Consider the following 20,307-nt stretch of genomic DNA (forward strand, 5'->3'; position numbering starts at 1 on the left):
CACTTTTTGATCCGTATCGGGTAAGCTAAAGCGCTGATGTCCTCATTATCGACATGGGCGCTTCATGACATCCTCCCTACCGGAACGTGCAACCGACGACGAGCAACAGGCGGAGGGAGGCTGGTTCTCCTTCCTGCGTCGCAATCGCCGTTATCTATCGGCTGCGGGTACGCTCTTCGTAATCGCCCTTTTCGGCTTTGCGATCTTTCACCTGACGTCCGAAGTCCAGTACGACGAGGTCGTCCAGGCATTGGCGGATACCAGTTGGATCTCCGTCGCGGCGGCGGTATTCTTCACCGCATTGAGTTTCCTCGCGCTCACCTTCTATGACGTCAGCGCGCTTGATTACGTCAAGCGAAAGCTGCCCTATGCCGATGTGGCGCTGACGGCGGCCTCGGCCTATGCGGTCGGCAATACCGCGGGGTTCGGGGCGCTCAGTGGCGGCGCCATCCGCTACCGCTCCTATTCGCGCCTTGGCATCGAGCCTGAGAACATCGCCCGCATCATCGCCTTCGTGACGCTCGCCTTCGGGCTCGGGCTGCTGGCGGTGACTTGCCTCAGCCTGCTTGCCGTCGGCGAGTATGTGGCACCGATGACCGGGATGGATCCTCTGATATTGCGCGTAATCGCGGCCGTGATCCTCGGCGGTCTGTTCACAGTGTTCTTTCTTGCCCGTGACGGGCGCGAGGTCAGCATCGGGCGTCTGACGCTTCGGCTCCCGGATTCGCGCACCGTTTCGCGCCAGTTCCTGGTGACGGCGCTCGATCTCGCCGCCTCGGCGACCGTTCTCTATGTTCTTCTACCCGCCGGCACGATCGGCTGGCCGGCCTTCCTTGCGGTCTATTCGCTGGCCGTCGGCGTTGGCGTCTTGAGCCATGTGCCGGCCGGTCTTGGCGTCTTCGAGACGATCATCATCGCGACGCTCGGCCACAATGCCGATGTCGACACCATTCTTGGTGCGCTGGTGCTCTACCGCGTGATCTATCACGTGCTGCCGCTCGTGATCGCGATCGCCGTCGTCATCGGCATCGAACTCCGCCAGCTGTCCGGTCATCCGGTTGCCTCCAGCGTGCGGCGCATCGGCGGCCGCATGACGCCGCTGCTTTTGGCAACGCTCGGCATCGTGCTGGCGATCATGCTGGTTCTTTCCAGCGTGACCCCGACGCCCGACGAGAACCTGGCATTCCTCGAAGGACTGCTGCCCTTGCCGATCGTTGAGGGCGCCCACTTCCTCGCCAGCCTGCTCGGCCTTGCCCTCGTGGTCGTCTCGCGCGGACTGGCGCTGAGGCTTGACGGCGCCTGGTGGGCCTCGATCGTGATCGCGATCGCCGCGCTGCTGCTGTCGTTGATCAAGGCGATCGCCGTGGTGGAAGCGGGCATGCTGGCCTTCTTCCTGGTGGGGCTCATCGTCAGCCGCCGCCTGTTCGTGCGGCCGGCCTCGCTGTTCGGGCAGGCGCTGACGGTGCCATGGCTGACGGCGCTCGGGGTCATCTGCCTGGGCGCGCTGGTCGTGCTGCTCTTCGTCTATCGCGATGTCGAATACAGCCATGAGCTCTGGTGGCAGTTCGAATTCTCCGCCGAAGCCCCCCGCGGTCTGCGCGCGCTTCTCGGCGTGACGATCGGCGCGAGCATGCTTGCGATCTGGAGCCTGATGCGCCCGGCAACCGGATCCGCCGAGCCTGCCTCCGACGACGCGATGGAGCGGGCGCTTTCGATCGTCGAGGCGCAGGATATGTCCGATGCCAATCTGGTGCGCATGGGCGACAAGAGCCTGTTGTTTTCCGCCGACGGCCGAGCCTTCATCATGTATGGCCAGCGTGCTCGTTCCTGGATCGCGCTTTTCGATCCCGTCGGCCCGATCGATGCCTGGCCGGAGCTGATCTGGCACTTCATCGAAAAGGCGCGCGCGGCCGGCTGCCGGGCGGTTTTCTACCAGGTCTCGCCCCTGGGGCTTGCATACTATGCCGATGCCGGGCTGCGCGCCTTCCGGCTCGGCGAACTCGCGCGCGTCGACCTCGCCCGCTTCGAGCTGAAGGGGGGCAAATGGGCGAACCTGCGCCAGCAGGTGAGCCGCGCTCAGCGGGACGGGCTAGAGTTCCGTGTCGTAGCGCCCGAAAACGTTCCGGACGTCATGCCTGACCTGACCGCGGTCTCCGATGCCTGGCTCGCGCATCACAATGCCAAGGAGAAAGGCTTCTCGCTCGGTGCCTTCGATCCCGAGTATCTTCGCGAGCAGCCGGTGGCGATCCTCACCTGTGGTGGGCGTACGGTCGCATTTGCCAATATTCTGGTGACGGCGACCAAGGAGGAGGGGACCGTTGACCTCATGCGCTTTTCGCCGGATGCGCCGAAGGGCGCGATGGATTTTCTCTTCGCTCAGGTGATGGAGTATCTGAAGGCCGAGGGATACCGTACCTTCAACCTTGGCATGGCGCCCCTGTCGGGCATGTCCACGCGCCAGATCGCGCCGGTCTGGGACCGGGCCGGGCGCACCTTCTTCGAACACGGCGAACGTTTCTACAACTTCAAGGGCTTGCGCGCCTTCAAGTCGAAGTTTCATCCGCAGTGGCAACCGCGCTATCTTGTCGCCAGTGGCGGCATCAATCCGATCCTCGCCCTGATGGATGCGACATTCCTGATCGGCGGCGGTCTCAAGGGAGTGGTGAAGAAATGATCCCTGTCGCGAACGCCTGGAAATGCCTGACTTCGGCGGCGCTGCTGCTCTCCGCATCGATGTTCCCCGCTCTCGCAGAAGACGCGCCGAAGAGCTACGATACCGGGATGATCCCGTCGCCGCGCATCATGCTGCCGAAGGAAAAGGCGGCCGCACTTGTTGTGCTGCTGTCGGACGCCGCCGGCTGGACGGACAGGGAGCAGGCGATCGCCGATACGCTCACCGATGACAAGACAGTCGTTGTCGGCATCGACCTCAAGGCCTATCTCGCTTCACTCGCCAAGGATGATGGCGACTGCATCTACATGGTCTCCGACATCGAATCGCTGAGCCAGCAGGTGCAGCGTGCCGTCGGCACCGACGCTTACCAATTGCCCGTCGTCGCAGGCGTCGGTGCCGGTGGTGCGCTGGCACTCGCCATCGCTGCCCAGACACCGCCTGCCACCATCGGCCAAACACTTGCGATTGATCCGGAGGAGGGGATCGCGCTTGAAAAGCAACTCTGCACCCCGGCCGAAAAGGTGAAGAAGGGCGACCGCATGGTCTACGGCCTGACCGACGGCGCATTGCCGGATCCGGTTTCCGTCGTCTTTTCACCTGCGGCATCGGCCGACGGGCGCGCCCATGTGGCGGCATTGATCGCCAAGCATCCGGACGTCGAGCAGGAGGACAGTGACGACGACGCCTATACGACGCTGTCCGATCACCTCACCGATATCATCGACAGCGAGCGCGACGCCGGCAATCCGTTCGGCTTGCCCCTGACCATCCTTGACGCAAAGCCGACCCGTGACACGATGGCGGTGATCTATTCGGGCGACGGTGGCTGGCGCGACATCGACAAGGAAGTCGGCGACGTGCTGCAGCAGCAGGGCGTACCGGTCGTCGGCTTCGATTCCCTGCACTACTTCTGGTCCGAGCGCGATCCGCAGGTGACGGCGGACGACCTTGCCAAGGTGATGAGCTACTACCGCAAGCACTGGAACGTGCGAAACGTGCTCCTCATCGGCTATTCCTTCGGTGCCGACGTGCTGCCGCGAACCTTCAACCTGCTGCCGGCCGGCGAAAAGGCCCATGTTCGTCAGGTGACCTTGATGGCCCTCTCGCACATGGTCGATTACAAGGTCTCTGTGCTGGGTTGGCTAGGGGCTTCGGGCGACGGCAAGGGTGGTGATCCGCTCGACGATATCAAGCGCATCGACCCGGCGCTGGTGCAATGCATCTACGGCACCGACGAAGAGGACGATGCCTGCCCGCAACTGAAGGGCACCGGCGTCGACGTCATCGGCATCGACGGCGGCCACCACTTCGACGAGGATTATCCGGCGCTGACACGGCGCGTGCTTGATGCCCTCGATCGCCGGCTGGCTTCGGCGAAGTGAACGGTCGGTGTGTGGGGGCGTGGGGCTTACCCCCCTCTGCCCCGCCGGGGATCTCCCCCCACAAAGGGGAGATCGGCTAGACGCGGCCACCCGCTACAACTGAACGAGATTGCCCGCCGGCTCGATGTTGACGATGGGGGTATCCTTCTGCGCCAGATAGAGTTGCCACCGGCGAACCGGTAATGACCGCCGAGTGGTCGCCATCTGCTGATCTCCCCCTTGCGCGGGAGATACCCGGCATGACAGAGGGGCGTTAACCGCGTGAGATGCGCTGCGGTCGGGACAAAGCAACCCGGCGTGATTACGCAGCCGGCGAAATCAGCGTACCCGTCGCCTCGCCTAGGCTCTTGCTCACAGCGCGACCGCCTTCCATGCGTATCTTGCCCTCGGCCATCAGCCGAAGCGCCATCGGATAGGTGCGGTGCTCGACGGTCAGCACTCGGGCAGCAAGGCTGTCGGACGTGTCTCCGGGCACGACTGGAACCACCGCCTGCGCCAGGATCGGGCCTTCGTCCATGCCTTCGGTGACGAAGTGCACGGTGCAGCCGGCGACCTTCATGCCGGCGTCGATAGCCCGCTGATGGGTGTGCAGGCCGGGGAAAAGCGGCAGCAAGGACGGATGGATGTTGAGGATGCGTCCCTCGTGGCGCTGGATGAACGTCGCCGACAGCAGACGCATATAGCCGGCGAGGCAGATGATGTCCGGCGACAGCCGGTCGAGCTCGGCAAGGATTGCCGCTTCGTGGGCGTCCTTGCTGTCGTAGTCCTTGCGCAGGAAAGCGCGCGTGGGGATGCCAAGCGCCTCGGCTTTGGCGAGGCCGCCGGCATCCGCCTTGTCGGCGATGACGGCGACGATCTCGGCCGGGAAATCCGGCTCGGCCGTTGCCTTTGCGAGCGCCAGCATGTTGGAGCCGCCACCAGAGATGAAGACGACGACCCGCTTCTTGCCCGTCGAGACTTCCGTCGTCATAGGGCCAGGTTGCCCTTGTAGATCGTGCCGGCTGCACCTTCGTCGCGGGCGACCATGCGGCCCAGCGTAAAGACGGTTTCGCCTTCGCCGGTCAGCACAGACGTGACCTCCGCAGCCTTGTCGGCCGGGACGACGGCGATCATGCCGACGCCGCAGTTGAAGGTGCGCAGCATTTCATTGGCGGCAACGCCGCCGGTCTGGGCGAGCCAGGAGAACACCTTCGGCGCCTTGATCGCGTCGAGGTCGATCTCGGCAGCGAGGTGCTTTGGCAGCACGCGCGGAATGTTCTCAGGGAAACCGCCGCCGGTGATGTGAGCGAGCGCCTTGATCGAACCGGTCTCGCGGATCGCCTTCAGGAGCGGCTTCACATAGATGCGCGTCGGCGTCATCAGGAGATCGGCAAGCGTACCTTCGCCGAACGGAGCAGGAGCATCCCAGGCAAGGCCCGAGAGCGTGACGATCTTGCGCACCAGCGAATAGCCGTTGGAATGCACGCCGGAAGAGGCGAGGCCGAGGATGACGTCGCCTTCGGAGATGTCACCGGCCGGCAGCAGCTGACCGCGTTCGGCAGCGCCGACGGCAAAGCCCGCGAGATCGTAGTCGCCGCCCGAATACATGCCGGGCATTTCGGCCGTCTCGCCGCCGATCAGCGCGCAACCAGATTCGCGGCAGCCCGCAGCGATGCCGGCGACGATCGCGGCACCCTGGTCCGGGTCAAGCTTGCCGGTCGCGAAATAGTCGAGGAAGAAGAGCGGTTCGGCGCCCTGGACGACGAGGTCGTTGACGCACATGGCGACGAGGTCGATGCCGACGGTGTCGTGCTTGTTGGCGTCGATGGCGATCTTCAGCTTGGTGCCGACGCCGTCATTGGCGGCCACCAGAACCGGGTCGGTGAAGCCCGCGGCCTTGAGATCGAAAAGACCGCCGAAGCCGCCGATTTCGCCGTCGGCGCCGGGCCGCCGGGTCGAGCGCACATGCGGCTTGATCTTCTCGACCATCAGGTTCCCGGCGTCGATATCAACGCCCGCGTCGCTATAGGTGAGACCGTTCTTTCCCGACTGGCTCATGCTCGTTCTCCAAGGCTCGTCGTGCGACAGGTATTTTGCGGATGCGATTGGCACGGCAGGCAAGGGAGTGCAAGCCGAGAGCAGGCCTTGGCGGCGTTTTTTCACCATTTTGCCCATATCCCACGGCGCAAGCCAGTCAGCTTGGCTATAAACTGGATGACTGCACCGGTCGGACTTGACCGTTACGCGCACCGCCCCCTATCTCCTTGACAGGGTTGTGATACGCAACAGTGGCGAGCGGCGCCTCACGAGGAGTGTCATGGATATCAAGGTCAGCGGTTCCGGATTGCAGCGCCAGGTCATTTTCTGGCTACTGGTGCTTGCCGCCTTCATTGCTTTCCTCATGGTTTTCAGCTCGATCCTGCTGCCATTCCTGGCCGGCATGGCGCTTGCCTATTTCCTCGACCCGGTCGCAGACCGCCTGGAGCGGTTCGGCTTGAGCCGGTTGATGGCGACGGTCGTGATCCTGATCGGCTTCGTCGTCGTCTTCGTGCTGGCCCTCATGGTCATCATTCCTGTCGTCGTCAGCCAGGCGGCCGATTTCATTGCGAACATCCCCGGCTATGCCGCCAAACTGCAGGTGCTCGTCAACGAAGCGCAGACGCGGCTGATTCCCGATTGGCTCGCGAGCCAGATGCCATCGCTGAAGCAAAGCTCCGGCAAGCTGCTCGAACAGGGCGCGGCCTTCGTCGGCACGCTCTTCCAGCAGATCTGGAACTCCGGCGTGGCGTTGCTCGACGTCATCTCGCTGCTGGTCGTCACCCCTGTCGTCGCCTTCTATATCCTGCTCGACTGGGACCGGATGGTCGAGAAGGTCGATAGCTGGGTTCCGCGCGACTACGTCTCGGATGTGCGCCAGATCGCCCGCGACATGAACGCGACGATCGCCGGCTTTGTGCGCGGGCAGGGCTCGCTCTGCCTCATCCTTGGTCTTTATTACGGGATCGGCCTGTCGCTGGTCGGTCTCAATTTCGGCCTGCTGATCGGTCTCTTCGCCGGCATGATCAGTTTCATTCCCTATGTCGGATCCATGGTCGGCCTGGTGCTTGCCGTTGGCGTCGCACTGGTCCAGTTCTGGCCGGACTATCTGTGGCTCGGCCTCGTGCTTGCCGTCTTTTTCAGCGGCCAGTTCATGGAGGGCAATATCCTCCAGCCGAAGCTGGTGGGCAAAAGCGTCGGCCTGCATCCGGTCTGGCTGATGTTTGCGCTGCTTGCCTTCGGTGCACTGTTCGGTTTCGTCGGTCTTCTGGTCGCGGTGCCCGCAGCAGCCGCCATCGGCGTGCTTGTCCGCTTCGGCATCCAGCGCTACCTTGATAGCGACCTCTATCACGGGCACGGCAAGGCCGTGGAAAAGAAGGCGAAGAGCGACAAGGCCGCCTGATTTCCGACGATTGTCCCGAGTACAGCATGACAAAACGCCCATTTGAACAAATCCCCCTGGCTTTCGGCCACGACCCGGCGACGGGTCGTGAGGACCTGCTCGTCTCCGACAGGCTGAGCGCGGCCATCGCCATCGTCGATCACTGGCCGGACTGGCCGGCGCCCGTGGTCATCATCGCCGGCCCGGTCGGCTCGGGAAAATCGCATCTCGCCAGCATCTGGAAGGAGCGGGCAAGAGCGGAAGTGATCCACCCGCTCGCCGGTTCCGATGCCGCGTTGATCGCGGCCGAAAGACCTGTTCTATTCGAGGATGCCGATCGCAGCGGCTTCGACGACACGACGCTGTTCCACGTCATCAACAACGTGCGCCAGCACGGCACCAGCCTGCTGATGACGACGCGGCTCTGGCCGATGTCCTGGCCAGTGACGCTGCCGGACCTGCGCTCGCGCCTGAAGGCGGCGACCGTGGTCGAGATCGGTGAGCCGGACGACGAATTGCTGACGCAGGTGCTGATCAAGCTCTTTGCCGATCGCCAGCTTTTCGTCGACGAGCGGCTGGTGGGCTACATCGTCCAGCGCATGGAGCGCTCGTTGGAGGCGGCGCAGACGATCGTCGAGCGCATCGACCATCTGGCGCTGGCCCGCGGCACGAAGCTTTCACGCGCGCTCGCTTCTGAAGTTCTCGAAGAACTGGGAAATCAGCGTCGGTCCGATTGACTGTCACAGAACCGTCGTCAAACTGAGATAGCCGGTGCAGCCGGAGCAATGGGATCTGAAAAGCATGGATAACGCGCTATCTGCGGTGAACGAAAACCAGGCATCGGCGGAGGACGTCGACCTGCTGACGAGCCCGCAGCGCTTCATCAACCGCGAATTTTCCTGGCTGCAGTTCAATCGCCGCGTGCTCGAGGAAACGCTGAACACGGCGCATCCTCTGCTGGAGCGTGTTCGCTTTCTGTCGATCTCTGCCGCCAACCTCGACGAGTTCTTCATGGTGCGCGTCGCCGGCCTCGAAGGCCAGGTGCGCCAGGGCCTCTCGATGCGTTCGCCCGACGGCAAGACCCCGGTCGAGCAGCTCGAAGACATCCTGAAGGAAATCGACAATCTGCAGATGGAGCAGCAGGCCTCGCTCGCCGTGCTTCAGCAGTATCTCGCCAAGGAAGACATCCTGATCGTTCGCCCGGCCTCGCTTTCGGTGCAGGACAGGAGCTGGCTTGCCAACGAGTTCGATCAGTCGATCTTCCCAGTGCTGACACCGCTCTCCATCGACCCGGCGCATCCGTTCCCCTTCATTCCGAACCTCGGCTTTTCGATGGGCCTGCAGCTCGTCAGCAAGACCGGCCGCGAGCCAATGACGGCGCTCCTGCGTCTGCCGGTGGCACTCGACCGCTTCATCCGGCTGCCCGACGTCAAGAACGTCATCCGCTACATCACCCTCGAAGACATGGTCAGCCAGTTCATCGACCGGCTGTTTCCGGGCTATGAGGTCAAAGGCTCCGGTACCTTCCGCATCATTCGCGACAGCGATATCGAGGTGGAAGAAGAGGCGGAAGACCTCGTTCGCTTTTTCGAGACCGCGCTGAAGCGCCGTCGCCGCGGTTCGGTGATCCGCATCGAGACCGATTCGGAGATGCCGGCGTCGCTGCGCCAGTTCGTCGTGCAGGAACTGGGCGTCCCGGAAAACCGGATCGCCGTCCTGCCGGGACTGCTGGCACTCAACACTTTGTCCGAAATCACCAAGGCTCCACGCGACGATCTGCGCTTCGAGCCGTACAATCCGCGTTTCCCCGAGCGCGTGCGCGAGCATGCCGGCGACTGCCTGGCGGCGATCCGCGAGAAGGACATGGTGGTGCATCACCCCTACGAGTCCTTCGACGTGGTCGTGCAGTTCCTGTTGCAGGCAGCGCGCGATCCTGAAGTCGTCGCCATCAAGCAGACGCTTTACCGCACGTCGAACGACAGCCCGATCGTGCGCGCCCTGATCGACGCCGCCGAGGCCGGCAAGTCGGTGACGGCGCTGGTCGAGCTCAAGGCCCGCTTCGACGAGGAGGCCAATATCCGCTGGGCGCGCGACCTCGAACGCGCCGGCGTCCAGGTCGTCTTCGGCTTCATCGAACTGAAGACCCACGCCAAAATGTCGATGGTGGTGCGGCGCGAAGAGGGCAAGCTTCGGACCTATTGCCATCTCGGCACCGGCAACTATCACCCGGTCACCGCGAAGATCTACACCGACCTGTCGTTCTTCACCTGCAACCCGGTCATCGCCCACGACATGGCGAACATCTTCAACTTCATCACCGGCTACGGCGAGCCGGAGGCGGGCATGAAGCTGGCCGTCTCGCCGCACACGCTGCGCCCGCGCATTCTCAGGCACGTCGACGAAGAAATCGAGCATGCCAAGGCCGGGCGCCCGGCGGCGATCTGGATGAAGATGAACTCGCTCGTCGATCCGGAGATCATCGACGCGCTCTATAAGGCGAGCCGTGCCGGCGTCGAAATCGACCTGGTGGTGCGCGGCATCTGCTGCCTGCGCCCGCAGGTCCCGGGGCTCTCGGACAATATCCGTGTCAAGTCCATCGTCGGCCGATTCCTCGAACATTCCCGGATATTCTGCTTCGGCAACGGTCACGGGCTTCCGTCGGAGAATGCCCTTGTCTATATCGGCTCGGCGGATATGATGCCGCGCAATCTGGATCGGCGGGTCGAGACGCTCGTGCCTCTCATCAACCGGACTGTGCACGAACAGGTTCTGTCGCAGATCATGCTGGGTAATCTCATCGACAACCAGCAGAGCTACGAAATTCTTCCCGATGGCACCTCTCGCCGGATGGAAGTCGGCAAGGATGCCGAGCCTTTCAACGCACAGCACTATTTCATGACCAATCCCAGCCTCTCCGGCCGGGGCGAGGCCCTGAAGTCCAGCGCACCGAAGCTCATAGCCGGCTGGAAGAGCGGCTGGCACAAATAAACTGGAATTGCATGGTCGAATCTGAAGCGCAGGGGCGTCTGCCCGGCATCCGCCCGGTTTCCGTTATCGATATCGGTTCGAACTCCATCCGCCTTGTCGTCTATGAAGGCCTGAGCCGCTCGCCGGCCATGCTGTTCAACGAAAAGGTGATGTGCGGTCTCGGCAAGGGCATCGATGCGACCGGACGCATGGATGAAGACAGCGTCGAGCGCGCGCTGAAAGCGCTGCACCGCTTTCACGCGCTCTCCAAGCAGGCGCGTGCGACCTCGATGTATGTGCTGGCGACGGCCGCCGCACGCGAAGCGAGCAACGGCCCCGCCTTCATCGAGAAGGCGGAGGCGATCCTCGGTCACAAGGTCCGCATCCTTACCGGCGAGGAAGAGGCCTATTATTCCGCGATGGGCATCGTCAGCGGCTATCACGATCCCGACGGTGTCGTCGGCGACCTTGGCGGTGGCTCGCTGGAACTCGTCGAGGTCTCCGGCACGAAGATCGGCAAGGGCATCACCCTCCCGCTCGGCGGTATCCGTTTGTTCGAACACAGCAACGGCTCGCTCACCAAGGCGCGCACCTGGGTGCGCAAGTTCATGAAGAACTCGGCGGTGCTGAAGACCGGCACGGGACGGACGTTCTATGCGGTCGGTGGCACTTGGCGCTCGATCGCCAAGCTGCACATGGAGATCCGCGACTATCCGCTGCACATGATGCAGGGCTACGAGATTTCCTTTGACGAGGCGATGGCGCTTTTGCCGGAAGTGATCGAGCCGAAGAACATCAAGCCGTCTGCCTATTCGACGATTTCGAAGAGCCGCCGCAGCCTTCTGCCCTTCGGCGCGATCGCCATGCAGGAAGCGCTTTCGATCATGAGGCCGGAGCGGATTTCCTTCTCGGCGCTCGGCGTTCGCGAAGGTTATCTTTTCTCGCTCTTGAGGGACGAGGAACGTGCTCAGGATCCGCTGCTGACGGCGGCCAACGAGATCGCCATCCTGCGTGCCCGCTCGCCCGAGCACGCCCGCGAACTGGCTGACTGGACCGGTCGCATGGTGCCGTTCTTCGGGATCGAGGAGACGGAAGAGGAAGGCCGGTATCGCCAGGCGGCCTGCCTGCTTGCGGATATCAGCTGGCGGGCGCACCCCGACTATCGCGGTCTCCAGGCGCTGAACATCATCGCCCACTCGACCTTCTCCGGCATTACCCATGCCGGCCGCGCCTATATTGCGCTTTCCAATTATTACCGCTTCGAGGGGCTCAACGACGACGGCGCCACGAACGCACTTGCCGGCATCACCACGCCGCGCCTGCTGGAACTGGCAAAGCTGCTCGGCGGCCTCTTGCGTGTCGCCTATCTTTTCTCCGCATCGATGCCGGGGATTGCCCGTAACCTGACGTTCCGCAAGTCGTCTCTGCCGGACGTGGACCTCGAAATCGTCGTGCCTGCGGACTATTCGGAATTCCAGGGCGAGCGCCTGGACGGACGCCTGCAGCAGCTTGGAAAGCTCACTGGCAAGCGTCTCGCTTTCCACTTCGAAAGCTGACGCCGAAAAGTCAACCGGTCAAACGGGAAGGGCGCGCGAACAGATGTTCGCGCGCCCTTTTGATTAATCGGCCTTGAGGAAGTCGCCAACTTCGAGCAGCACGAACTCGTTGTCGTCGGCCTTGTCGAGCGCGCGGCCGGCCGAGAACGGTAGGTTGTTGTCGTTGCCGACGATGATGTGGGTCTCATCGACGCGGTCGACGTTCTCGATGGTGACGAAGGGCATATCGTAAAAGCCTTCGCCGCCGCCCTGGCGCTTCCTGTTGTCCGGATCGGCGATCTTCAAGAGGTCGATGTAGCCGATCTTGCGCACGGCCTTGCCGGCATTGTTGTCGTCAAAGGCGATCTTGTAGATGCGCTTGACCTTGGAGCCCGTTGCGAAGCAGTCCGGCTTCGGGTCCTTCGGATCGGCGCAGGCCTTGTCCACCGTGCCGGCGCCATTGTCGCGCTCGATCACCAGTGCGGTCTTGTCGTCGAGCATGTTGAAGTCGCCGATCGCCTCGCCGCCTTCGGCCAGCGGATAGAGCCAGCTGCGGCCGGTCCAGGCTTTGCTCGCAACATCGAGTTCGATGATGCGCAGCGCCGGGCGGCCATCGGCCTGCTCGACCGTTTCGCTGTCGGTCCAGAGCGGGCCTTCGAGCAGGCCGTAAAGCTTGCTGCCGTCCTTGGAAAGCGCCATGCCTTCATAGCCGCCGGAGCGCTTCAGGTTGAAGGCGGGCGTCTTCTTCGAGGGATCGCCCTGCAGCGTCAGCGTCGGATTGTCGGGCGAAAGCACCGGCTTGCCGTCGACCGTGGTCGCGATCACATCGGTCAGCTTGCCGTCGAGATCGAACTTGAGGATGTAGGGGCCGAACTCTTCACCGACCCAGAAGCCGTCCGCAACCGGCTGGATCGATTCGACGTCGAAGTCGGCGCCGGTGAGATAACGCTTGTCCGAGCCTTCCATGACGATCGGAAAGGGGGCCTTCTTGTCCGGGTCGGTCAGGAACAACGTCTTCAGTGCTTCGACCTTGCCGGCGTCCCAGTCCATCTTCACGTGGTGCAGCATCAGCATGGCGTCGCTGGAGTTCATCTTGCTGCCGAAACCGTTGTCGGAGAGGCTCCAGAAGGTGCCGTCTTCCATCGCCTTGATGCCGGAAAAGCCCTGCATCGGCTGGCCGTCGAAGGGCAGCGACAGGCCGGTCAGGCGAACGCCGTCCTTGCCCGGAACGGTGCCGAGCGCTTCGGCACGCTTGCGGTCCGCGGTGGTGAACTTGCCGGAGGTCTTGAGGTATTCCGGTGCGTCCGAGGGGGCGACGATGATCGTGTTGGCCGGCAGGATCGCGTGGCCCTTCAGCGTCGCGGTAAAGGACTTTTCCTCGGCCGAGGCGGCCATCGTCATCAAAAGAGAAAGAGCCGCGGTGGCGAGAAGCGTTTTCGTCATGAGGTTCACCTTGGGTTGGAGCCTTCTGCATGTCTCCTTGGGTCGCCCTAGATCCAAGGAGGCAGACGTGCAGCAAATTCGATGTGCTGCAGCGACCCTTGCGCGTCCCAGGACGCGCGGCGCTGCAGTCCGCAACCCGATAGGCGGCTATGATGACGGTTGGGTGATGCTTGCTTTACAACCCGATGAAGCTTTGGTGACAGGATTAGCCGGCGACGGCGAGGCTTGCCCAGCGGCCGGGCGTCAGGCCGTAGGCGCGCTTGAAATGACGGGTGAAATGCGCCTGGTCGGCAAAGCCGGTTTCGAGCGCAGCACCGGCAAGGCTTTCGCCCCGGGCGATCATCTGCCGTGCCCGCTCCAGCCGGCGCATCAGCAGGTAGCGATGGGGGCTGGTGCCGAGAACCCGGCGGAATTGCCGGGCGAGCGTGAAGCGATCGAGCCCGCTCACCGCCTCAAGTTCCTGCGAGCCGACGGGCCGTTCGAGATTGGCGCGAAGGAATTCGCTCGCCTGTAGAACGGCACGCTTGTCGGCCTTTGCGGGCTTGGCGTCCTTGGTGCCGGCGTGACGGTAGAGCCCCTCGGCGATCCGCACGAGAATGTCGTCGAGCGCCAGTTCGTCGATGCCATTGTCGAGATCCATCACGGCTTCGCCGACCGCCTGCCGCAGCGCCTCGTCGCCCACGACAGGGGCTGAGACGAAGGGCAGGGAGCGGTCGGTTTCATCAAGGGCTGCGAGTAGCCGTTCCGGCTGCAGATACATCATCCGGTAGCGCAGCCCGATCTCCGTTCCCGCGCCGCCATCATGGATCTCGTCCGGGTGGAGGATGATGATGCTTCCAGGATTGCTGAAGCGGCTTTCGCCGCGATACTGAAACGTCTGGACGCCGCCGAGCGTTACGCCGATGGCATAGGTGTCGTGGCGGTGCGGCTCGAAAAATTTTCCATGCAGGCGCGCCTCGATGCGCTCGATGCCATCGACCGCAGGCGCAACCCGAATGCCGTCGCCGGGCGCGCCGCACAATCGTTCAAGATCGATCGCAGCGCCGTCCGATAATGCGTCTTCCGGCACGCCCTGTCGGGCTGAAATGGAGATGGCCGTCATGTTCGATACCAAATTTGCAATCGTCTTGCGCGAGGACTGGGCAACCTGGCAGAAGCTCAACGTCACCGCCTTCCTCGCCACCGGGATCGCCGGACAGAAGCCCGGGATCATCGGCGAAGATTATCGCGATGGCGCCGGCAACGTCTACAACGCCTTGAGCATCCAGCCGATCATCGTCCTTGCCGCAGATGGGAAGACGCTCGGCAACATTCAACGGCGCGCGATCGAAAGAGAGGTCAAAGCTTCGATCTATGTCGACGGCATGTTTGCCACCGGTCACGACCACGCCAACCGTGCGGTTTTCGCCGAGACCAGGCCGGACGACGCGGCAGTCGCCGGCATTGCCATTCATGCGGACAAGAAGCTGGTCGACAAGATCACCAAGGGTGCCAAGCTGCACGGCTGACGGCGATCGCGATCCGGCCGATCGATGCCCTGCGCGCCGGCCGGGATCACTCGGCCGCGGTCGATGCCAGCTGAGGAGCCGCGCTGCCTGCGCGCAACGACAGAACGCCAAGCTTCTGCCCGCGTCCTCTGACGGCGTGCTCGCCGAGATCCTCGACCCGCACATAATGCGGCAGACGCATCTTGCGGGCGAGATCGGTGGAGATCAGTACCTGGTGGCCGAGCGTCTTGCAGAAACCTTCGAGCCGGGCGGTGGTGTTCACCGTATCGCCGAAATAGGTGATCTTGTGCCGGTCGAGCCCGATTTCCGCCGCAACGATGGTGCCGCCATGAAGCGCCGCGCGCAGCCGCGGAACCTCGCCGAACTCCTTTTGCCAACGGCGCGCATCCGCATCGATCATTTCCAGAATGTCGAAGACGCAATGAATGCAGGCCGCATTGTTGGTGGCGCGATCGAAAGGCCAGGTAATGACGGCGGCGTCACCGATATAGTCGTCGATCGAGCCGCGGTAGCGCATGACCGGGTCGGCGATCGTCGCAAACAGCCTGCCGAGATACTCCTGCATCCGCAGGTCGCCGTGTTTCTCGGCATAGGCGGTCGAGCCGGCCAGGTCGATGAAGAGGAAGACGCGTTCTTCCTCGACCGGTCTGCGATAGCGGCCGGTGAGCAGGCTCAAAAAGACGTCGCGCCCGAGGAGTTCGCGAACCCTGAGGATGAAGACGAGCGAACCTGATACGCCGAGCGCGAAGATTAGGACCGTCTTGGACGGCATCATCGCGTCCATCCAATGGTCCTCCATGACGCCGCCCGACTGCATGAGCAGGCCAGCGGCGGCATATCCGATGTCGAGAAGCACGAAGTAGATCACCAGCGACGCGACGAAAAAGACCGGCGTGGAAAAGGCGTGGATCCGTCGATGCAGGCGCCGGAAAATGATGCGTCGCTCGAAGGCGATGATCGGCAGGCACATGAAGAGCGCATAGGTCGCGCCGATCAGGGCGCCCTTGCCGTAGAAAACCCATGCGTAGACCGCGCCGGCGCCTGCGACGACCAGCAGCAAGAGAAGTCCTTCGAAAGTCGAAAAGCGCCAACGCATGCAGAAAGCTCCGGTACCGGAAAGGCGGCATCCGTGTCGGTCGGCGTTGCCCAAGGCGCCGGCTCACGTCACATCGTTTGATACGATGGTGATTCTGTTCCGCCCGGCCCTTCGCTAGAGCTGGATTCAGGCGGAAACTTGTCTCCGCCCAATCCCTTTTTCAAGCTGACGCGGACGTGATCTCGGCGCTGATTTCCACTGCTTCGATCTTCTTGTCGACGAAGCGCAGGGCAACGTCGCCGTTGATCAGCTTCAGTGCCGTTTCGCCGAAGAGTTCGCGCCGCCAGCCCTTGAGCGCGGCGACATCCGCCTTCTCGCCCTCGGCAGCTATTTTGTCGAGATCTTCGCTGTTGGCGATGATCTTCGCGGCGACACCCTGCTTCTCGGCGATCAGCTTCAAAAGCACCTTCAGCATCTCGCCAGCGGCCGCAGCACCTTCCGGCGCATGGCTTTGGCGCGGAAGCTTCGGCAGATCGGTCTTCGGGATCGCCAGCGCCTCGTTGACGGCCTCGACGACCGCCGTTCCAGCGGTGGAGCGTTCCCAGCCCTTGGGGATGGTCCGGAGCCGTGCCAGTGCTTCCGCATCCTTCGGCTGCTGCTGGGCGATCTCGTAAATGGCGTCATCCTTGAGGATGCGGCCGCGCGGCACGTTGCGGGCGCGTGCCTCGCGCTCGCGCCAGGCGGCGACCGTCTTCAGCACGGCGAGCTCGATCGGCTTCTTTACCCGCATCTTCAGCCGCTGCCAGGCGTCGTCAGGGTGCAGGTCGTAGGTGTCGCGGGCTTCGAGAATGGCCATCTCTTCGGTCAGCCAGAGCGAACGGCCTTCGCGTTCGAGTTCTGCCGCCAGGTATTTGTAGATGTCGCGCAGATGCGTGACGTCGGCCAGCGCATAGTCGAGCTGCTTTTCGGTCAGCGGACGGCGGCTCCAGTCGGTAAAGCGCGAGGACTTGTCGATCTGCGTGCCGGTGACGCGGTTGACCAGCTGGTCATAGGAGACGCTGTCGCCAAAGCCACAAACCATCGCTGCGACCTGCGTATCGAAGATCGGATGCGGAATAAGGTTTCCGAGATGGAAGATGATCTCGATGTCCTGACGCGCGGCATGGAACACCTTGATGACCTCAGGGTTTGCCATCAACGCGAAGAAGGGCGCAAGATCGATGCCCTTCGCCATCGGGTCGACGATGACGGCAAGGTCCGGGCTCGCCATCTGGATCAGGCAAAGCTCCGGCCAGAAAGTCGTCTCGCGAAGAAATTCGGTATCGATCGTAATATAATTTGATAGGGCCAGCTGCTGGCAGGCGGCCTCAAGGTCTGCTGTTGTTTCAATCATCAGATTTAAATCACTGTGGCGAAAATGCGGCTTGGAATTTCGTGTAACTCTTCGCGGCATCTGTCACAATCGAAATCTCAGACGACTTTGAAATAACCCGTCATGCCGGTCTTCTGGTGCTCGATGATATGGCAATGCACGACCCAATCGCCCGGATTGTCCGCCACAAGCGCCACTTCCGCCTGTTCATCGGGCAAAAGCAGGATCGTATCGGTCGGCGGCGGCAGGAAAGTCCGCTTGTTGGAATTGAGAATGCGGAAGCTCAGGCCGTGCAGATGGATCGGGTGCGCATGCGGCGTCCGGTTGGCGACCTCCAGCACATAGCTCTTGCCGAGCTTCATCTCCTCGATCGGCGCGATCGGATCGGGCGTGTCGCCCGGCCACGGAACCTTGTTGATCGCCCAGAAGGTGTAGCCAAGCGAACCGCAGATCGAAGGCGTCGCCTTGTGCTCCGCCGTCGCCGTCAGTTCGAGCGGCACGCGGGTGGCGGTGGAGAGGTCGGCTTCCGCGATCGGGTTGGCGGGCAGGGGGCTGACATCCCGAAGATCGCGCTCGAGCGACGCTCCGGCTGACCGGAAGCGCGCGATCGTCCAGGGATGCGATCCACGCAGGTTGCCGAGCGCAACCGTCTGACCCTCGCTGTCGGGCATGCGCACGACAAGATCGACGCGCTGGCCGGGCCCAAAATCGTAGCGATCAAGTGCAAAGGGCTTGTCGACCGGATTGCCGTCGAGCGCGATGACCATCGCCTCAGCGCCCTCAAGGCCGATCGTATAGATGCGGGTGACGTCGGTTGCGGCGATGCGCACGCGCACCAGGCCGCCGGCCGGTGCGTCGTAAGTTGGCTCCTGCTGCCAGTTGGCGGTGCGCACCGTGCCGTAAGTGCCGCCGCGGGCCGCATCCCGCGGCTTGAATGCGTCGATGAACGCGCCGCCGGTGCCGAGCCGCCAATCGCGCAGGTTGAGCACGATCTCGGCATCGAACGTCGGATCGTCCGGGTTCTCGACGACGATCATGCCGGTCAGGCCGGCGCCCATCTGGGTCAGCGTGTTGCAATGTGGATGATACCAGAAGGTGCCGGCATCCGGCGGGGTGAACACATAGTCGAAACGGTCGCCCGGATAGACATAGGGCTGCGTCAGTTCCGGCACGCCATCCATGGCGTTGGCAATGCGCAGTCCGTGCCAATGTACCGTCGTCGGCTCGTCCAGCCGGTTGAAGAGGCGGGCCGCATAGGGCTCGCCCTTGCGCATGCGCAGGACGGGCGGCATGCCGGTACTTGGAGCCTCACCCAAGCCGTAGGTCATGACCTTGGGCGTAAGCCCATCCTTGGCGATCTGGGCTTCGGCAAGCTGTGCCATCAGGATCTGCGGATCGGGTGCGGTGCCGGCGCGCGCCGCCATGCCGGCGCCGAGCGCGAAGGCGCCTCCGAGAGCAGCGGAGCCTTGGAGGAAGGTGCGACGGCTGATGACGGGCATTTCGGCAATCTCGGCTGCTGTTTGAGGTGCCCCGGTTCTAAACCTGATTATTGCGTTCAGCAATTATCCGGATCGCGCGCATCTTGCCGCAGGTCAGCGATCCTTGCGCTTGTGGTTGTTGCCGGCGGCGAGCTTGTTGAAAAAGGACGAGGTGCGCAGGAGATTGCGGAACGGCAAGGCGCGCTCCCCGGCGGGCACCGGCCCGCGCGCCGTCATGCGCTGCAGGGTGTAGAGCATGAACAGGAAGAGGATCGCTGCCGTGTAGATGAACAGCGCCTGCGGCCCGAAGATCTCGAGCAGGAAGGAGGCAAACAGCGGCCCGATGATCGCGCCGAGCGACCAGAAGAACAGCATGCCGGCGGAGACGAGCGCATGCTGCCCCTCGGCCGCGTGGTCGTTCGCATGGGCCGAACAGAGCGAATAGAGCGGCATGGCAAAGGCGCCGAACAGGAAGATGCCGGCAAAGTTCAGCCATTCGTCGTTGCCGGCGCCGAAGGCGAGAAACAAGCCTGCGAGCAGCGACCCGAAGGTGGCGATCAGGATGATCAGGCGGCGGTCGAACCGATCGGAATAGTGGCCGAGCGGATACTGCAGCACGACGCCGCCGATGATGCCGGCGCTCATGAAGGTGGCGATTGCCGTCACCGACAGGCCGATGCCCTGCGCATAGATCGGCCCGAGCGAGCGGAAGGCGGCGTTGGTCAGACCGACGACGATGCAGCCGACGGTCGCAAGCGGCGAGATGTTCCAGAGCGCTTTGACGTCGAAGCGGATCGCCTCCGGGGCCACAGGGCTCGAGCGGTCGGCAAAGGAGATCGGCACCAGCGACAGCGTCAGCGCCATGGAGATGATGGCAAAAAGCTCGAAGCCGCCAAGCCCGATGCCAGGAATGACATATTGTGCGGCCGTGACCGAGCCGAGGTCGACGAGGCGATAGACCGAAAGCGTGCGGGCCCGGTTTTTATTGGTGACGCTGGCATTGAGCCAGCTCTCGACTGTCGCAAACAGGCAGGCGAAACAGATGCCGGCAAGAAGCCGCATCAGGAACCACATCAGCGGATTGATGACGAGCACCATCGAGATGGCTGCGGCCGAAGCGATCGCCGCCATCGCCGAGAAGGTGCGGATGTGACCTATCGAGCGCAGGATGCGGGTGACGTAGACGCAGCCAAGCGCGAAGCCGATATTGTAGCCGGCGCCGATAACGCCGATCAGCGATGTCGAGAAACCTTCTTCGAGTGCACGCAGCGAGATGAAAGTGCCCTGCAGGCCGTTGCCGCCGATGAGGATGCCTGCGGTGACGAGGAGGGGGATAAGCGGGCGAATCTGGGACATGGGGCAGGCGACATCCGGGCAGGCGGCCACGACTCGGGTGGGATCACTATCGGGCCTTGCTCATGTGTAGCCCCGCATTCTGCCGCCGGACAGTCCCGAATTGTGACGATTGCCGTTCTTTTCGCGGCATTTCGGCCGCCTTCTGTCACAAGCGGTCTT

At 63.1% G+C, this 20,307-nt stretch carries 15 protein-coding genes; 7 read left to right on the forward strand and 8 right to left on the reverse strand.

Translation table 11 applies throughout. From position 1 onward, the window contains the following. Nucleotides 1–64 precede the first annotated feature (64 nt). Both mprF and IB277_RS03515 read left to right on the forward strand, forming a co-directional pair. Nucleotides 65–2,674: a bifunctional lysylphosphatidylglycerol flippase/synthetase MprF gene (gene mprF, locus IB277_RS03510; RefSeq protein WP_090294581.1), complete on the forward strand. Its 2,610-nt coding sequence runs from the start codon at nucleotides 65–67 to the stop codon at nucleotides 2,672–2,674. Between the two features lie 59 nt (nucleotides 2,675–2,733). After that, entirely contained in the window at nucleotides 2,734–4,056 is a 1,323-nt protein-coding gene (locus IB277_RS03515) for a virulence factor family protein (RefSeq protein ID WP_244546714.1), read from the forward strand. A 301-nt stretch (nucleotides 4,057–4,357) separates the two neighbouring features. Here the strand turns inward: IB277_RS03515 and purN are convergent, their stop codons facing one another. Further along, nucleotides 4,358–5,026 carry a phosphoribosylglycinamide formyltransferase gene (gene purN / locus IB277_RS03520; protein ID WP_034803831.1) on the reverse strand — a complete coding sequence of 223 codons (669 nt, stop codon included), beginning with the start codon at nucleotides 5,024–5,026 and terminating at the stop codon, nucleotides 4,358–4,360. Further along, a complete protein-coding gene (purM, locus tag IB277_RS03525; RefSeq protein ID WP_060522148.1) occupies nucleotides 5,023–6,093 on the reverse strand; it encodes a phosphoribosylformylglycinamidine cyclo-ligase in 1,071 nt (356 codons plus the stop codon). The genes purN and purM overlap by 4 nt, the downstream gene beginning before the upstream one ends. Nucleotides 6,094–6,352: 259 nt before the next feature. Between purM and IB277_RS03530 the strand changes: the two genes are divergently transcribed. From IB277_RS03530 to ppx, 4 genes are all read left to right on the forward strand, one after another. Continuing rightward, a complete protein-coding gene (locus IB277_RS03530) occupies nucleotides 6,353–7,474 on the forward strand; it encodes an AI-2E family transporter (RefSeq protein ID WP_090294578.1) in 1,122 nt (373 codons plus the stop codon). Between the two features lie 26 nt (nucleotides 7,475–7,500). Continuing rightward, on the forward strand, nucleotides 7,501–8,190 hold the full coding sequence (gene hdaA / locus IB277_RS03535) for a DnaA regulatory inactivator HdaA (protein WP_090294577.1): 690 nt from the start codon (nucleotides 7,501–7,503) through the stop codon (nucleotides 8,188–8,190). A gap of 64 nt (nucleotides 8,191–8,254) precedes the next feature. Then, on the forward strand, nucleotides 8,255–10,441 hold the full coding sequence (locus IB277_RS03540; protein WP_034803821.1) for an RNA degradosome polyphosphate kinase: 2,187 nt from the start codon (nucleotides 8,255–8,257) through the stop codon (nucleotides 10,439–10,441). An 11-nt stretch (nucleotides 10,442–10,452) separates the two neighbouring features. Then, on the forward strand, nucleotides 10,453–11,976 hold the full coding sequence (gene ppx / locus IB277_RS03545) for an exopolyphosphatase (RefSeq protein WP_090294575.1): 1,524 nt from the start codon (nucleotides 10,453–10,455) through the stop codon (nucleotides 11,974–11,976). 63 nt (nucleotides 11,977–12,039) lie between these two features. Here ppx and IB277_RS03550 read toward each other — a convergent pair whose 3' ends face one another. Beyond that, nucleotides 12,040–13,398, reverse strand: coding sequence for an esterase-like activity of phytase family protein (locus IB277_RS03550; protein ID WP_090294574.1), 1,359 nt, complete (start codon nucleotides 13,396–13,398; stop codon nucleotides 12,040–12,042). A gap of 205 nt (nucleotides 13,399–13,603) precedes the next feature. Next, the gene (locus IB277_RS03555) at nucleotides 13,604–14,500 is read right to left on the reverse strand and encodes an AraC family transcriptional regulator (RefSeq protein ID WP_090294572.1); all 897 of its coding nucleotides are present in this window, start codon (nucleotides 14,498–14,500) and stop codon (nucleotides 13,604–13,606) included. Between IB277_RS03555 and IB277_RS03560 the strand changes: the two genes are divergently transcribed. After that, on the forward strand, nucleotides 14,499–14,906 hold the full coding sequence (locus IB277_RS03560; RefSeq protein WP_192370712.1) for a DUF2000 family protein: 408 nt from the start codon (nucleotides 14,499–14,501) through the stop codon (nucleotides 14,904–14,906). The two genes, IB277_RS03555 and IB277_RS03560, sit on opposite strands and share 2 nt — an antisense overlap. A 46-nt stretch (nucleotides 14,907–14,952) precedes the next feature. Here the strand turns inward: IB277_RS03560 and IB277_RS03565 are convergent, their stop codons facing one another. The 4 genes from IB277_RS03565 to IB277_RS03580 all read right to left on the reverse strand — a co-directional run bounded on the left by IB277_RS03565 (nucleotide 14,953) and on the right by IB277_RS03580 (nucleotide 20,148). Next, nucleotides 14,953–16,002 carry an adenylate/guanylate cyclase domain-containing protein gene (locus IB277_RS03565; protein ID WP_034803810.1) on the reverse strand — a complete coding sequence of 350 codons (1,050 nt, stop codon included), beginning with the start codon at nucleotides 16,000–16,002 and terminating at the stop codon, nucleotides 14,953–14,955. A gap of 160 nt (nucleotides 16,003–16,162) precedes the next feature. Next, entirely contained in the window at nucleotides 16,163–17,335 is a 1,173-nt protein-coding gene (gene rnd, locus IB277_RS03570) for a ribonuclease D (protein WP_060522151.1), read from the reverse strand. Nucleotides 17,336–17,412: 77 nt separating this feature from the next. Next, nucleotides 17,413–18,813 carry a multicopper oxidase family protein gene (locus IB277_RS03575; protein WP_090294571.1) on the reverse strand — a complete coding sequence of 467 codons (1,401 nt, stop codon included), beginning with the start codon at nucleotides 18,811–18,813 and terminating at the stop codon, nucleotides 17,413–17,415. A gap of 93 nt (nucleotides 18,814–18,906) precedes the next feature. Further along, on the reverse strand, nucleotides 18,907–20,148 hold the full coding sequence (locus tag IB277_RS03580) for an MFS transporter (protein ID WP_089043952.1): 1,242 nt from the start codon (nucleotides 20,146–20,148) through the stop codon (nucleotides 18,907–18,909). Nucleotides 20,149–20,307 lie beyond the last annotated feature (159 nt).

Source organism: Ensifer sp. ENS07, from assembly GCF_014852185.1.
Lineage (GTDB): Bacteria > Pseudomonadota > Alphaproteobacteria > Rhizobiales > Rhizobiaceae > Ensifer > Ensifer adhaerens.

Bases quoted from the DNA above. Each gene is read 5' to 3' on its own strand.
- mprF (WP_090294581.1), top strand. From the start codon at position 65: ATGACATCCTCCCTACCGGAACGTGCAACCGACGACGAGCAACAGGCG.
- IB277_RS03515 (WP_244546714.1), top strand. From the start codon at position 2,734: ATGTTCCCCGCTCTCGCAGAAGACGCGCCGAAGAGCTACGATACCGGG.
- purN (WP_034803831.1), bottom strand. From the start codon at position 5,026: ATGACGACGGAAGTCTCGACGGGCAAGAAGCGGGTCGTCGTCTTCATC.
- purM (WP_060522148.1), bottom strand. From the start codon at position 6,093: ATGAGCCAGTCGGGAAAGAACGGTCTCACCTATAGCGACGCGGGCGTT.
- IB277_RS03530 (WP_090294578.1), top strand. From the start codon at position 6,353: ATGGATATCAAGGTCAGCGGTTCCGGATTGCAGCGCCAGGTCATTTTC.
- hdaA (WP_090294577.1), top strand. From the start codon at position 7,501: ATGACAAAACGCCCATTTGAACAAATCCCCCTGGCTTTCGGCCACGAC.
- IB277_RS03540 (WP_034803821.1), top strand. From the start codon at position 8,255: ATGGATAACGCGCTATCTGCGGTGAACGAAAACCAGGCATCGGCGGAG.
- ppx (WP_090294575.1), top strand. From the start codon at position 10,453: ATGGTCGAATCTGAAGCGCAGGGGCGTCTGCCCGGCATCCGCCCGGTT.
- IB277_RS03550 (WP_090294574.1), bottom strand. From the start codon at position 13,398: ATGACGAAAACGCTTCTCGCCACCGCGGCTCTTTCTCTTTTGATGACG.
- IB277_RS03560 (WP_192370712.1), top strand. From the start codon at position 14,499: ATGTTCGATACCAAATTTGCAATCGTCTTGCGCGAGGACTGGGCAACC.
- IB277_RS03555 (WP_090294572.1), bottom strand. From the start codon at position 14,500: ATGACGGCCATCTCCATTTCAGCCCGACAGGGCGTGCCGGAAGACGCA.
- IB277_RS03565 (WP_034803810.1), bottom strand. From the start codon at position 16,002: ATGCGTTGGCGCTTTTCGACTTTCGAAGGACTTCTCTTGCTGCTGGTC.
- rnd (WP_060522151.1), bottom strand. From the start codon at position 17,335: ATGATTGAAACAACAGCAGACCTTGAGGCCGCCTGCCAGCAGCTGGCC.
- IB277_RS03575 (WP_090294571.1), bottom strand. From the start codon at position 18,813: ATGCCCGTCATCAGCCGTCGCACCTTCCTCCAAGGCTCCGCTGCTCTC.
- IB277_RS03580 (WP_089043952.1), bottom strand. From the start codon at position 20,148: ATGTCCCAGATTCGCCCGCTTATCCCCCTCCTCGTCACCGCAGGCATC.